Raw genomic sequence first — 12,215 nt, 5'->3', positions numbered from 1 at the left:
TGAAAGCGCCGTCTCAGTTCGCTCTCAGTCGATGTCATCAGTCTGGTCGGCAGACGTGAGGAGAAACGAGAAGATGACCGAGGACCCGAAGGACAACCGGGAACAGCCACAGCCGTCGGCGAACTCGGAGTTGCGGGGGCGGACGCCCGATGCGCAGCCGAGCGAGCAGCAGTCCGCCGAGGCCGGTCGATCCGCGGGGGTCGCGGGCCAGGACAAACCTTCGCACGAGCCCGCGCAGCCGTCGGCGCCCCAGCAGGGCGCATCGCAGTCCGAGGCTCAGCAGCCGGGTTTGGGCGCGCCGCAGTCGCCGTGGTCCGGATCTGCTGTGCCGCAATCTTCCTCCGCGCAGTCTTCCTCCGCGCAGTCGTCCTCGTCGCAGTCGCCGTTCGGGCAGCCGGAGTCCGCGCAGACGCCGTCGGGCGGATCGGAGTCACCGTTCGGCCGGACGACGTTCGATCGACCGGAATCGCAGGGGCCCGCGTCCCAGGGATCTGCCGTGCCGCGGGCGCCGTTCACGCAGCCCGGCTCGGACCAGTCGCCGTTCGGGCAGCCGACCCCGGGCGGGGCGACCCCGTCGCAGTCGCCTTTCGGCCGGTCTCCGGCGCAGGAATCTCCGTTCGGGCAGCCCGGCTTCGGGCAGCAGCCGTCGCCGGATTCGCCGGCGCAGCCCGGGTACGGTCGGTCGCCGTTCGCCCAGTCGCCCTCTCCGTACGCGCAATCAGGGCCGCAGCAGGCGGTCACCGGTCAGTTCCCGCCGGCCGATCAGCTGACCGGCTCCGGTTCGGTGCCGCCGGAATACTCGCCGTACGCGCCCCGGGAGATGCCGACCCAGCACACCACCCCGATGCCGCCGTATCCGCACGCCTACGGGGCCGGTGGCGGGCAGCAACCGCCGACCGGTCCCGTGCCGGCCGTCGCGGGCTCGCCCTTCGGTCCCGAGCACCCCGGCGCGTACGCGAGCGCCCCGTATGCGGCCGCCGCGCCACCGCGGCGCGGCCGGGCCGGACTGGTCGCCGGCGCGATCGCGCTGGCGCTGGTCGCGGGCGGCGTCGGCGGCGCGGTCGGCGCGCTGGTCGCCGATTCGGGCAACGGCTCCTCGGTCGGCAACGCGCTCGACAACTCCTCGCCGAACGCCAATCCCGCCTCGGTCACCGCACCCGCCGGATCGGTGCAGGCGGTCGCGCAGAAGGTCGTGCCCAGCGTCGTGATGATCAAGGTGGCCGGTGATCGCGCCGAGGGCGAGGGCTCCGGGGTCATCCTGTCCTCCGACGGGCTGATCCTGACCAACAACCACGTCGCCAGCGGCGCCGGGCCGGACGCGAAGATGCAGGTGCAGTTCAAGGACGGCAGCACCAGTTCCGCCTCGATCGTCGGCATCGACCCGATCTCGGATCTGGCGGTCATCAAGGCGCAGAACAAGTCCGGCCTGACGCCGATCGACCTGGGCACCTCCAAGGCACTCCAGGTCGGCCAGCCGGTCGTCGCGGTGGGGTCGCCCCTCGGCCTGGCCGGAACGGTCACCACCGGTATCGTCTCGGCGCTCAATCGTCCGGTGTCCACCAGCGGCGAGTCCGGTTCGACCGGCACCGTGATCTCCGCGGTGCAGACCGACGCGCCGATCAACCCGGGCAACTCCGGTGGCGCCCTGGTCGATATGAACGGCAAGCTGATCGGCATCAACACTGCTATCGCGACCCTGGGCGGAGGCTCGGACAGCAGTCAGCAGAGCGGTTCGATCGGCCTGGGCTTCGCGATCCCGGTCGACCAGGTGCGCCGGGTGGCCAACGAGTTGATCAAGACCGGTCACGCCACCTATGCCCAGATCGGCATGACCGTGCTGAACCAGGCGCCCAGCAACGTCAGCGCCAACGGCGCGGTGGTCAAGGACGTCGCCGCCGACGGCCCGGCCGCCAAGGCGGGCATCCCCACGGGCGTCGTGGTCACCAAACTCGGCGATCTGGTGATCGACAACGGTGACGCGCTGGTCGCCGCGGTCCGCTCGCATCAGCCGGGGGACAAGGTCTCGCTGACCTACACCGACACCAACGGACAGAACGCGAAGACGGTCCAGGTGACCCTCGCCGGAGCCGCCGCGGACGGTACCCGTTGAGCCGCCCGCCGCGCCCCCTGACCCTCCTGACGGACAGCCGATCCGGCAGCGGGGGACCCGATTTCCTGTCACCCCCGGACGCTACGGTTAGCGATATGGAAATCGATGCTCCTGTGGCGGGTCGTGCGCTCGTGGTGATTGTGGACGACCGGTCCGCCCATGGCGGGGAGGATTCGCTGGGCCCCCTGGTGACCGAGTTGCTCACCGAGGCCGGGTTCCTGGTCGACGCCACGGTTCTGGTGGCCGGCGACGAGGTCGAGATTCGCAACGCGCTCAACACCGCCGTCATCGGCGGTGTGGACCTGGTGATCTCGGTCGGCGGTACCGGCATGTCCCCGCGCGATGTCACCCCCGAGGCCACCTCCGAGGTGCTCGATCGCGAACTACCCGGGATCAGTGAGGCGCTGCGTTCCTCCGGCCTGGCCGCGGGCTCGCTCGACGCCGGGCTGTCGCGCGGCCTGGCCGGGATCTCCGGCAGCACGCTGGTGGTCAACCTGCCCGGTACCCGGGCCGCCGTACGCGATGGCATGGCCACCCTCGGCCCGCTCGTCAGCCGGGTCATCGATGAGTTGTCCGGTCTGGACGAGTAATGAGTTCCACCCCTGACCAGGACGATCGAACCCTCCGCCCGCGCCGGGCGGAGGGTTCCGCGCGTTCGGCGGCCGATGCCGCGAAATTGGCGCGCATCTTCGGCGACATCCTCCCGCAAACCACCAGCGATGAACGCGGTACCGATGGTGAATCCCCAACTGTGGGAACATCATCCGACGAATGGTTGCGGTCTCAGGTCCCGCCTCATCACGGATGATCGATCCGTCAGCGCATATGCGTCGTTCTGGCGCATAAGAGCCGTCACTCGCTGCGGTTCTATTTTGCGAGCGCTAACACGGTTTTCGAGCCGGGCGTTCCATGCGCATTCGCTAATGTGATTTAGATCACAACATGTTTACATGAGCTTACGTTGTCAGCGTCTCCTCACTGCGTTTAATGTTCGCCTTTGGGCTATACCACAGCGGCTCTTCAGGGCCCGGGAACGGCGTCTCGGCGTCGGTACCGGCGGAACGTAGCCCGGTTCCGACAGGTTGGTCTGGCGGTAGCGCGACCCATGTCGCCGGTTAGGCGGCGGCAACATGCTGGCGAATGGACTGAGCTGGGCCCGGCAATGGGCCGCGTTTCCAACCCCGGTGGTCGGGGTCGGAAATCAGCCTCGGTGGTCGAGGCTGACTGCTATAACCTGATGAGGGGAAATATGAGCGAGAACCGCACCAGCGGTGCGCGTCGCGGTGCCCGTTTCGCGGGTATCGGGGCGGCGGCAGCCGTTGCGATCGGATTGCTATCGACCGGCGCTGCCAACGCCGACACCTTCGTGCCGTTGCCGGACGGTCACAAGGCGGGTCCCGATGGTGTTACCATCACCCGTACCCAAGAGCACGCCAACATTTCGACATCCATGGCAGACAACGGTGCCGGCCGTACAGTCTGGGTGTCGGGTATCGCGGCGGCGGATGTTCCCAATGCGCCGATCACCACGGTCGGACCGAACAACGGCCAGTTGAACACACCTGGCTCCAACAATTCGTCGACCCATGGCGCGTCGCAGCTCAACTCGGGCTACATCGTCGGCTGCCAGGTCGACATCGGCACCGACGCCATTTCCGCCGGAATCTCCGGCAGCGTCAGCCTCACCAGTGGATCGCTCGGTGGATCGATCGGCTTGAACCTCGGCCCCGGCCAGGTCAAGTTCGTACAGATCGACTCGATCGACATCACGCACCCCGGCCACTACTCGGTGGAGTACCAGGATGCCGAGATGCAGATCCAGGGTTGCGCGGGTTACGCACAGGCTCGTGCCTACACCGTTGTCGAAGTTGTCGGCAACAACTACTCGAAGACCACTCTGTACGGGCAGCCCTTCAGCATCGGCTGACGTGCGTGCGTGGTCCCAAGCGCCAACTCTTTTCTCGCGCATAGCGATTCACCCATGAGGGAATTAAATATGAACATCCGTAAGACTCTGGCACGTGTGGCCGGCGTCGGTGCCGTGGCCACCGCCGCTCTAGGTCTGTTCTCGACCGGCGCCGCGAACGCCGACACCTTCGTCCCGCTGCCCGGTGGCAGCATCGTCCGCAACCTGACCGATGGCACCTCCGTCCACATCTGGATGGATGGCGAGTCGGCGAACATCAACCCGTCCATGGGTTCGACTCCGCTGCACCGCAATGCGTGGGCCTCGGCCACCGCGCATGTGCACATCTCCGGTAAGACGACCGCCACCGGCGGCCACATTTATCCGGGATATGTCGTCGGCTGCCAGGTGAACATCTCCGGCGGCGGCGTCAACGCGGCGCCGAGTGTCGGCGCCAGCTGGGACAGCTCCGGCAACGTCACCCCCAGCGCCTCGGTGGGCACCGGCGGCAACCTGACCCTCGGCCCCGGCCAGGCGCAGGCGTTCTACGTCCTGGACCTGGAGAAGAAGGACGACTTCGGTGCGGACGTCCACAAGTCCTACACGCCGTTCACCGGTAACGACGGCTCGGTCGCGTGGGCGGACGAGACCATCGGCCTGACCGGCTGCGGCGGATACGCGCAGGCGCGTTCGTTCGTCAGCGTGGAGGTCTCCACCGATAGCGTCATCAGCTGGGTGACGCTGTGGGGCCAGCCGTTCAGCCTGGGCTGATCGGACTCTTTCTCCGGCATGACGGTGGGCCCGGCGCATTTTGCGCCGGGCCCACTGCCGAATCGGTGGTGGCATATTCCGTTGTGCTACAGGGGATTCAACTCCTTGGAATCAGCTCCGATTCGGGATTCGTGCCGACCGCCTGTGCTCTTGTTGCCTTCGGCGAGCAGATCGCGGATCTCGGCCAGCAGTTCGACTTCGGTTTGCGCATCGGCCATACCCCAGCGCTTCTTGACCCGAGCGGCCGGAAGCACGAGGAAGAAATAGACCACGGCCGCGATGATGACGAAATTGATCGCCGCGGTGATGATCGGGCCGAGTGCGACATAGGTCGCGGGTTTATCGGCGATGATCCGGAATCCCAGGCCCAGCTCCCCGGTTCCGCCGAATATCTCGATGAGTGGTTTGACTATTCCTTCGCTGAACGCAGTGACGATGGCGACGAATGCGGTGCCCATCACGACCGCGACCGCCAGGTCGATCACATTCCCGCGGAATACGAAGTCTTTGAAACCCTTCAGCATTGCTGCTCCTGTCTCATCCGGCGTACCCGGCCAGTGTCGAATGGTCTGGTCATAGCGGTGGACACCCATGATTACCGCTCATAGATCGGGTATCCGGGATGCTAGAGGGATTTTGTGGCAAATTGTTGGCGAATCAGTCGAACGCTACTGAAAAATAACTGTGAGCGCCGTCCGCAGCGAGGCCGCGGCGACGGCTGTGGCATGCGCCGAATCGAGTGCGATCAGTACGACGCGATCCTCGGGGCGAGGTGTTTTCCCGGTGCCGGATCTCTCGGGTACCGACACCACGACGGCCCCTGCGGCGAGAGTGCGAGCGGTGGTAGCGGCCGGAGTGTCGGCTTCGGCCGCGGCGACCACATCGACCCGATCCCCGGTGCGGAGTATCTCGGCAACGGCATTGTCCGCCAGGCGAATCGGGACGATCCGGGCATCGTGCGCCGCGATGGCGGCCGCGGCCAGGCGTGGCCCGAGCACCCGCAGATCGGTGAAGATCTCACCGGCCCGCATGGGTGCGGAAAGAGTGGCCCCCAACAGCGGCGCGGGTTCGTGGATCGCGCCCCCGGGCAGGCCGTTCGGGCTGAAGGTGGCGGTGCGCAGATCGGCGGCGGCCATCGGGCGGCCCGGCGACAGATCGTGTGCGGCGACCACGACCTCGACGCGCTCCGCGGCCGGGTTGCCGCGCAGGATCAGGAATCCGGCCAAGGCGGTGAGCGCCGCGGCCAGGATCCGGCGGGCGAGGGTGCCGTCCAGCCAGGCGGGCCGGCGGTGTCGCAACCATTCCCAGCGCGGGGCGCGGCCGAGGTCGATATCACCGCCGCGGTCTGGAGCCGACCTGCCTCGGCCGGACACGCTGTACGTCATGCCGGGGACATTACGGCCCGTGCGATATCGCTCCGCCTGGAAAACAGCTGGTCGGAATTGGGCTGTGGATAACTCGGGAGCTGTGGACGAAATCCGATGCGTCCACAGCGTCGACGGGTCAGGCAGCCGGTGTGCTCGTGGCGGCAGTGCTGCTGGAGGAGCTGCTCGACTCGCTGGAGGAGCTGCTCGAGGAGGAATCGCTCGACGAGGACGACGAGGAATCCGCTTTGGCGGGCTCGCTCGCGGTGGTCGAACCGCTGCGGCTGTCGGTGCGGTAGAAGCCGCTGCCCTTGAACACGATCCCGACCGAATTGAAGAGCTTGCGCAACTTGCCGTCGCACTTCTCGCATGTGCTCAGAGCATCGTCGGTGAACTTCTGAACGATGTCGAACTTATCGCCACACTGCGTGCACTGATACGAGTAAGTAGGCACAGGAACCTCCACAGTCTCCGTCGTTAGCACTCTACAGCCGACAGTGCCAACAACACCAATCGCCGGTTGATTCCGTGCCGGATTCCGGGGTGATTTCGAGCACGGAACACGGTGATGTCGAAGCTGGGCGCAGGGCGTCGCCGGGGCACGGGTCAGTGCGCTGCGGACAGCGGTGTCAGGCCCGCGCGCGGGGTGAGGGCCCAGCCCATGCGGCGGTCGTGGGGTTCTTCGGGTAGGCGGTCGAGGAGTTCCTCGTCGCGGACGACCGCGATGAGGCGCGCGTCGGGGCGGGCGGCGGGTAGGGTGCGGTCGTAGTAGCCCGCGCCGCGGCCGAGCCGGACGCCGCGCCGATCCACGGCCAGAGCGGGAACCAGGATAGCGGCGGCCCGGGCGATGGCGGCGGGGGACAGGTGCGGGCCGGTCGGTTCGAGCAGGCCGTAGCGGGCACGACGCAATGCCGCGGGTCCGGTGTACTCGGCCCAGTCCAGGGGGCCCGGCGGGCCGGTCACCGGCAGGAGCACCCGTGCGCCCGCGGTTCGGAGCGCGTCGAGCATGGCCGCGGAACCGGGTTCGCCCCGCACCGGCACGTAGGCGGCCACCCAGACCTGCTCGGCGTCGTCGAGCGCGAGCCGGGCCGCCGCGGCGGCCAGGGCGGCCGCCTCCGCCTGGTGTACGGCGGGGTCCGCCGCGGCCCGCGCCGCCAGCAGTTTCGCGCGCCATTCACGTTTGCCCGGCTGACCAGCGATCTCCACGCGGACAACGATAGGACGCCGATGCCCGGGGTGCGCTCGCCGCCGCCGGTACCGCTCACCACCGGCCCGCGGCTCGTCCAGGCGACCCCTCGCGCCCGTCCGCCGGGCAGCTCTCCCGCGCCCACCGGTTCTGGTCCCCGACGCGGCGGACTACTCGCCCGCTGGACGCGGTAGGCCGCGCGTTCATCGCCCCGGCCTGTTCGCGGTGGGTTCCCTTCGCGCACACCACGTCGCGAAGGTCACGTGCGACCAGGGTTTCCCGCTCGACTCGACGGGGAATTGTGCAAGCACGCTGGTGGCGGGCGCGCGGACGCGCCGCGGTATGGGGCGGAACTCGGCGAGCGGTCGCAGGGGCAGCCACCTAGGCTTCCCGGTGTGCCGCGCCGGGGCGAAGCCCGTCCGGCCGACGAAACTGATGGATAGGGTGTGCTTTATGACAGCATCGCGCAGCGGTTCCGTGAGGGGTGACGGTCGGGCGACGGGTGGGTCAGCTGACGCCGCGACGGAGAAATCCTGCTTCCGCACCGCGGTGGTCCCCGCGGCCGGACTCGGGACGAGGTTCCTGCCCGCGACCAAGACCGTGCCGAAAGAGCTGCTGCCGGTGGTGGATACGCCCGGCATCGAGCTGGTCGCCGCCGAGGCCGCCGATTCGGGCGCGGCTCGTCTGGTGATCGTGACCTCACCCGGAAAAGACGGTGTGGTCGCGCATTTCGTCGAGGATCTGATGCTGGAGAGCACCCTCGAGGAGCGCGGCAAATTCCATCTCCTGGAGAAGGTGCGCAAGGCGCCGGGCCTGCTCGACGTGACCTCGGTGATCCAGGAGGAGCCGCTGGGCCTGGGGCATGCGGTGGCCCAGGCGGAGAAGGTGCTGGACCCCGACGAGGACGCCATCGCCGTCCTGCTGCCCGACGATCTGGTGCTGCCCTCGGGCGTCCTGGACGTGATGAGCCGAGTGCGCCGCAAGCGCGGCGGTTCGGTGCTGTGCGCCATCGATGTGCCCAAGGACCAGGTGAGCGCCTACGGCGTATTCGACGTGGCGGCGGTGCCCGACGCGACGAACCCGAACGTATTGCGCGTCAACGGGATGGTGGAGAAGCCCGACCTCGCGGACGCGCCGTCCACCTACGCCGCGGCGGGTCGTTACCTGCTCGACCGCGCCATCTTCGACGCGCTCGGCCGCATCGAACCCGGTGCGGGTGGCGAATTGCAGCTCACCGATGCCATTTCGCTGTTGATTTCCGAAGGACATCCGGTCCATGTCGTCGTCCACCGTGGGTCGCGACACGACCTGGGCAACCCGGGCGGCTATCTTCGAGCTGCGGTCGATTTCGCTTTGGAGCGTGACGAATACGGGCCGGCCTTGCGTGAATGGCTGGAGCACCGACTCGCCCCCGACTGGGATCCGCAGCTGACCTCGCCGGAGTAGTCTGGCGGGCAGCCGAGCGAGCGCCGCATCGGACACGGAACGTGAGGAAAGGGCTGCATGCGCTCGGTGGAGGATCAGCAGATCAAAGTGACCGCGGCGGCAGTTGCGCCGAGACCGGTCCGGGTCGCGATCTCCGAAGCTCAGGGGCTGCTGTGCGCCGAGGATGTGGCCACCGAACGTCCGCTGCCGGGTTTCGATCAGGCGGCCATCGACGGTTATGCGGTGCGCAGTGTGGACGTGCAGGGTGCGGGTGCGGATATCCGGGACGAGAACGGTGATCCGGTCGATCTGACCCTGCCGGTCGTGGGCGAGGTCGAGGCGGGTTCGCGGCAGCCGATCCGGTTGCAGCCGCGGCAGACCGTGCGCGTGGACACCGGTGCACCGCTGCCCACTCTCGCCGATGCCGTGCTGCCGGTGGACTTCACCGACGGCGGCCGCGCTCGGATCAAGGTCTACGAGCCGGTCCGTACGGGCGATTACGTGCGCCGCATCGGCGACGACGTGCAGCCGGGCGATATCGCCGTCCGGGCGGGCACGATCATCGGCGCGGCGCAGGTGGGACTGCTGGCCGCGGTGGGCCGGGACAAGGTGCTGGTGCATCCGCGCCCGCGGCTGTCGGTGATCTCGATCGGCGGTGAGCTGGTCGACATCGATCGCACGCCCGGTCCGGGCCAGGTCTACGACGTGAACTCCTATGCGCTGGCCGCGGCCGCCCGGGACGCGGGTGCGGATGTGAACCGCGTCGGCATCGTCAGCGCCGATCCCAAGCGGCTGCGCGACGTGGTCGAGGGGCAGCTGGTCCGCTCGGAGGTGGTGGTGATCGCCGGTGCGGTCGGTGGCTGGGCGTCCGACCAGGTCCGCGAGGCGTTGGACGGCCTGGGCGAGTTGACGATCGATCGAGTGGCCATGCACCCCGGTTCGGTGCAGGGTTTCGGGCGGCTCGGCCGGGACGAGGTGCCGACCTTCCTACTGCCCTCGAATCCCGTTGGCGCACTGGTGGTTTTCGAGGTGATGGTGCGTCCGCTGATCCGCATCGCGCTGGGTAGACGGCATCCGATGCGGCGAGTGGTGCGGGCGCGCACCATCATGCCGGTCAGTTCGATGGCCGGGCGGCGCGGTTATCTGCGGGCCCAGTTGATGCGCGACGAGCAGACCGGTGATTATCTGGTGCAACCGCTGGGCGTGAACGGTTCCTCACATCTGCTCTCCACCCTGGCCGAGGCGAACAGCCTGATCGTGCTCGAGCCGGATGTGACCGAGGTTCGCACCGGCGACGAGGTCCAGGTTGCCTTTCTCGCTCAACGTGGCTGAATAGTTATGGATATGAACGTTTTTCGGGCCGCACAGCATCCCGGCTGGCCCGCGCACCTCGGACCGGTGCGGGTGGCCGCCGGGCAGGTCACGCTGCGTCCCGTCCGGTTGCGCGACGCGTCGGCGTGGGCGCGCATCCGGATGCGCGACCGCGACCATCTCGAGCCGTGGGAGCCTACCGGCCGCGGGACGTGGGAGGCGCGCAACCATCCCTCGAACTGGCCGTCACTGTGGTCGAGCCTGAAGGCCGAAGCCCGGCGTGGGGCGATGATTCCCCTGGTCATCGAGGTGAACGGTGCCTTCAGTGGACAGCTGACGGTCGGCAATATCGTGCGCGGCGCATTGCGTTCGGCGTGGATCGGGTATTGGGTCGCCAAGGATGTCGGCGGCCAGGGCGTCGCGACCGCCGCGCTGGCCCTGGGGCTGGACCACTGCTTCGGCCCGGTGGGCCTGCACCGCGTGGAGGCGACCGTCCGTCCCGAGAATCTGCCCAGCCAGGCGGTGCTGCGCAAGGTCGGTTTCCGCGAGGAGGGCATGTTGCGCCGCTACCTGGACGTCGACAGCGCGTGGCGCGACCACCTCCTGGTCGCGATGACCGTCGAGGACCTTTCCGGCACGGTGGTGGACAGACTCATCCGTGCTGGTGGCGCCGCTCCCGCATGATCATTCGTGGGCGAGAAGAGAGTAGGGATGTGCGAGGGGTCCGTCCGCGGCGCCTTTACCCGTGTTACTCCTGGGACAGATGTTGACGGCGCGCCTGCGACGGATTTCGCGATGGCCGAATTAGCCTACGGACGTCGGTGGTGCGTCCCGCATCGCCGGAAGGGAGCCGGTGCAGTGGCCCGAACATGCGGCGGTACAACCCTTTCCGCAGTTCCGGGACACGGTGCGGGAACGGTCGGCAGCATGTCGGCGATGTACGAGCAGGTCGCGAAATCTGTCGCAGGGTCGACAGCCTGGCGGGGACGGAGGTGCGGGCGCAGTGCCGAATTCGATCTTGTGGGTCGGCTTGGTGGTCCTCTGGGTCTTCGTGCTGTTCCCGATGCTCGCCGCGCGGTATCCGCGCATTCGGCGTACCACCGATACCGCCCTGGCCACCCGGGTACTTCATCGGGGTGGCACCAGACGACGCGCCAAGTCGGGGCCTGCCTCCGGGCACGACTCGGATCCGGACTGGGTGCCCACACGAGTGCAGAGAAGGCTTGTACACGGCGATGATGCGGAGGATCGGATGACGACTTCGGCCGACGAGCCCGTCACCGAGCACGACGACAGCAGCGGTACCCGAGCGGGTGGCGGCGTCGGTGAGGTCATCGAGGCCGAGGTCGGCGAGTCGGGCGAAGCCGAAATCGGCGGAGTGGACATCGCTCGCGAGGATGTCGGCACCGCGGCGGCCGAGGTCGTGGACGTCGAGTCGGGTGTGATGGACGATTCCGGAGCGGTGGCGGATGAGCCCGCCCCGATGAACGCGCGAATCCCTCCGGCGCGCACGGTATCCGGGGCGGCGGATCTGCCCGAGGCCGATGGCGCCGAATGCGCGGCTGCCGAGACGGATCTGATCGATGACGAACTCGTCTCCGCGACAGGACGTTTCATATCGAACCGGCGAGGTCGCGGCGGCTACGATCCGGAGGCCGACGCGATGGCCCGCGCGGCCCGCTACCGGTTCCGGCAGCGTATGACGCTCGCATTGGCGTTGAGCGCCTTGCTGTTCGGTGCGTTTTCGCTGGTGGTCTCGCCGCTGTTGTGGTGGGGATGCGGTCTGTCCGGCCTGGTGCTCGCGGGGTATCTGTTCTACCTGCGCCGCCAGGTGCGTTTCGAGGAGGAGATCCGGCGGCGCCGGTCGTCCCGGCTGTCTCGTGGCGCGCGGCCCGCGACCGCCCGCGACTCGGCCCGCCCCGCCGGGACCGAACCGGGCCGTGACGATGCCGGTGATCTGCGTCGCCGCGCCGTCGTGATGGATATCGACGACGAGGACCCGGCCTTCGACTTCCTGGAGACCTTCGACGCCGCTGCGGCCCGCGCCACCCGCGCCCGCGCGGCGGGGGGCGAAATCGCCCGCGCCGCAGGCGAATAGCCATCCGCAGCCGATCGGCCCGGTCAGTGGAGAGCTTCCACCGG

General features: G+C 68.3%; 12 protein-coding genes. 8 read left to right on the top strand and 4 right to left on the bottom strand.

The genetic code is table 11. The annotated features are described in order from the left end of the window. Window positions 1-844: 844 nt before the first annotated feature. The 4 genes from NV1_RS45505 (at window position 845) to NV1_RS06025 (ending at window position 4,787) form a co-directional block, all read left to right on the top strand. Window positions 845-2,110, top strand: coding sequence for a S1C family serine protease (locus tag NV1_RS45505; RefSeq protein WP_373864591.1), 1,266 nt, complete (start codon window positions 845-847; stop codon window positions 2,108-2,110). A gap of 95 nt (window positions 2,111-2,205) precedes the next feature. Beyond that, entirely contained in the window at window positions 2,206-2,700 is a 495-nt protein-coding gene (locus NV1_RS06040) for a MogA/MoaB family molybdenum cofactor biosynthesis protein (protein ID WP_067672269.1), read from the top strand. Window positions 2,701-3,359: 659 nt separating this feature from the next. Continuing rightward, a complete protein-coding gene (locus NV1_RS06030) occupies window positions 3,360-4,037 on the top strand; it encodes an MspA family porin (RefSeq protein ID WP_067886295.1) in 678 nt (225 codons plus the stop codon). Between the two features lie 69 nt (window positions 4,038-4,106). Beyond that, window positions 4,107-4,787 carry an MspA family porin gene (locus NV1_RS06025; RefSeq protein WP_067886293.1) on the top strand — a complete coding sequence of 227 codons (681 nt, stop codon included), beginning with the start codon at window positions 4,107-4,109 and terminating at the stop codon, window positions 4,785-4,787. Between the two features lie 86 nt (window positions 4,788-4,873). Here the strand turns inward: NV1_RS06025 and mscL are convergent, their stop codons facing one another. The 4 genes from mscL to NV1_RS06010 form a co-directional block, all read right to left on the bottom strand. Next, a complete protein-coding gene (gene mscL / locus NV1_RS06020) occupies window positions 4,874-5,311 on the bottom strand; it encodes a large conductance mechanosensitive channel protein MscL (protein ID WP_067886291.1) in 438 nt (145 codons plus the stop codon). Between the two features lie 144 nt (window positions 5,312-5,455). After that, on the bottom strand, window positions 5,456-6,172 hold the full coding sequence (locus tag NV1_RS06015) for an SAF domain-containing protein (protein ID WP_084525124.1): 717 nt from the start codon (window positions 6,170-6,172) through the stop codon (window positions 5,456-5,458). Between the two features lie 118 nt (window positions 6,173-6,290). Continuing rightward, window positions 6,291-6,605: an FmdB family zinc ribbon protein gene (locus NV1_RS41910; protein ID WP_084525123.1), complete on the bottom strand. Its 315-nt coding sequence runs from the start codon at window positions 6,603-6,605 to the stop codon at window positions 6,291-6,293. 152 nt (window positions 6,606-6,757) lie between these two features. Continuing rightward, on the bottom strand, window positions 6,758-7,357 hold the full coding sequence (locus NV1_RS06010; RefSeq protein WP_067886289.1) for a 5-formyltetrahydrofolate cyclo-ligase: 600 nt from the start codon (window positions 7,355-7,357) through the stop codon (window positions 6,758-6,760). A gap of 433 nt (window positions 7,358-7,790) precedes the next feature. Between NV1_RS06010 and NV1_RS06005 the strand changes: the two genes are divergently transcribed. From NV1_RS06005 to sepX, 4 genes are all read left to right on the top strand, one after another. Further along, the gene (locus NV1_RS06005) at window positions 7,791-8,783 is read left to right on the top strand and encodes a UTP--glucose-1-phosphate uridylyltransferase (protein WP_067886288.1); all 993 of its coding nucleotides are present in this window, start codon (window positions 7,791-7,793) and stop codon (window positions 8,781-8,783) included. A 57-nt stretch (window positions 8,784-8,840) separates the two neighbouring features. Beyond that, window positions 8,841-10,094, top strand: a complete 1,254-nt coding sequence (gene glp / locus NV1_RS06000; RefSeq protein WP_067886286.1) for a molybdotransferase-like divisome protein Glp — start codon at window positions 8,841-8,843, stop codon at window positions 10,092-10,094. Between the two features lie 12 nt (window positions 10,095-10,106). Further along, entirely contained in the window at window positions 10,107-10,757 is a 651-nt protein-coding gene (locus NV1_RS05995) for a GNAT family N-acetyltransferase (RefSeq protein ID WP_067886720.1), read from the top strand. A 319-nt stretch (window positions 10,758-11,076) separates the two neighbouring features. Then, window positions 11,077-12,171 carry a divisome protein SepX/GlpR gene (gene sepX, locus NV1_RS05990; protein ID WP_067886284.1) on the top strand — a complete coding sequence of 365 codons (1,095 nt, stop codon included), beginning with the start codon at window positions 11,077-11,079 and terminating at the stop codon, window positions 12,169-12,171. The last annotated feature ends 44 nt before the right edge of the window (window positions 12,172-12,215 follow it).

This window comes from Nocardia vaccinii NBRC 15922 (assembly GCF_001613305.1).
GTDB lineage: Bacteria > Actinomycetota > Actinomycetes > Mycobacteriales > Mycobacteriaceae > Nocardia > Nocardia vaccinii.
This window is presented reverse-complemented; position numbering and strand designations above follow the sequence as displayed.

Bases quoted from the DNA above. Each gene is read 5' to 3' on its own strand.
- NV1_RS06040 (WP_067672269.1), top strand. From the start codon at position 2,206: ATGGAAATCGATGCTCCTGTGGCGGGTCGTGCGCTCGTGGTGATTGTG.
- mscL (WP_067886291.1), bottom strand. From the start codon at position 5,311: ATGCTGAAGGGTTTCAAAGACTTCGTATTCCGCGGGAATGTGATCGAC.
- NV1_RS06005 (WP_067886288.1), top strand. From the start codon at position 7,791: ATGACAGCATCGCGCAGCGGTTCCGTGAGGGGTGACGGTCGGGCGACG.
- NV1_RS05995 (WP_067886720.1), top strand. From the start codon at position 10,107: ATGAACGTTTTTCGGGCCGCACAGCATCCCGGCTGGCCCGCGCACCTC.
- NV1_RS06030 (WP_067886295.1), top strand. From the start codon at position 3,360: ATGAGCGAGAACCGCACCAGCGGTGCGCGTCGCGGTGCCCGTTTCGCG.
- NV1_RS06015 (WP_084525124.1), bottom strand. From the start codon at position 6,172: ATGACGTACAGCGTGTCCGGCCGAGGCAGGTCGGCTCCAGACCGCGGC.
- NV1_RS45505 (WP_373864591.1), top strand. From the start codon at position 845: ATGCCGCCGTATCCGCACGCCTACGGGGCCGGTGGCGGGCAGCAACCG.
- glp (WP_067886286.1), top strand. From the start codon at position 8,841: ATGCGCTCGGTGGAGGATCAGCAGATCAAAGTGACCGCGGCGGCAGTT.
- NV1_RS06025 (WP_067886293.1), top strand. From the start codon at position 4,107: ATGAACATCCGTAAGACTCTGGCACGTGTGGCCGGCGTCGGTGCCGTG.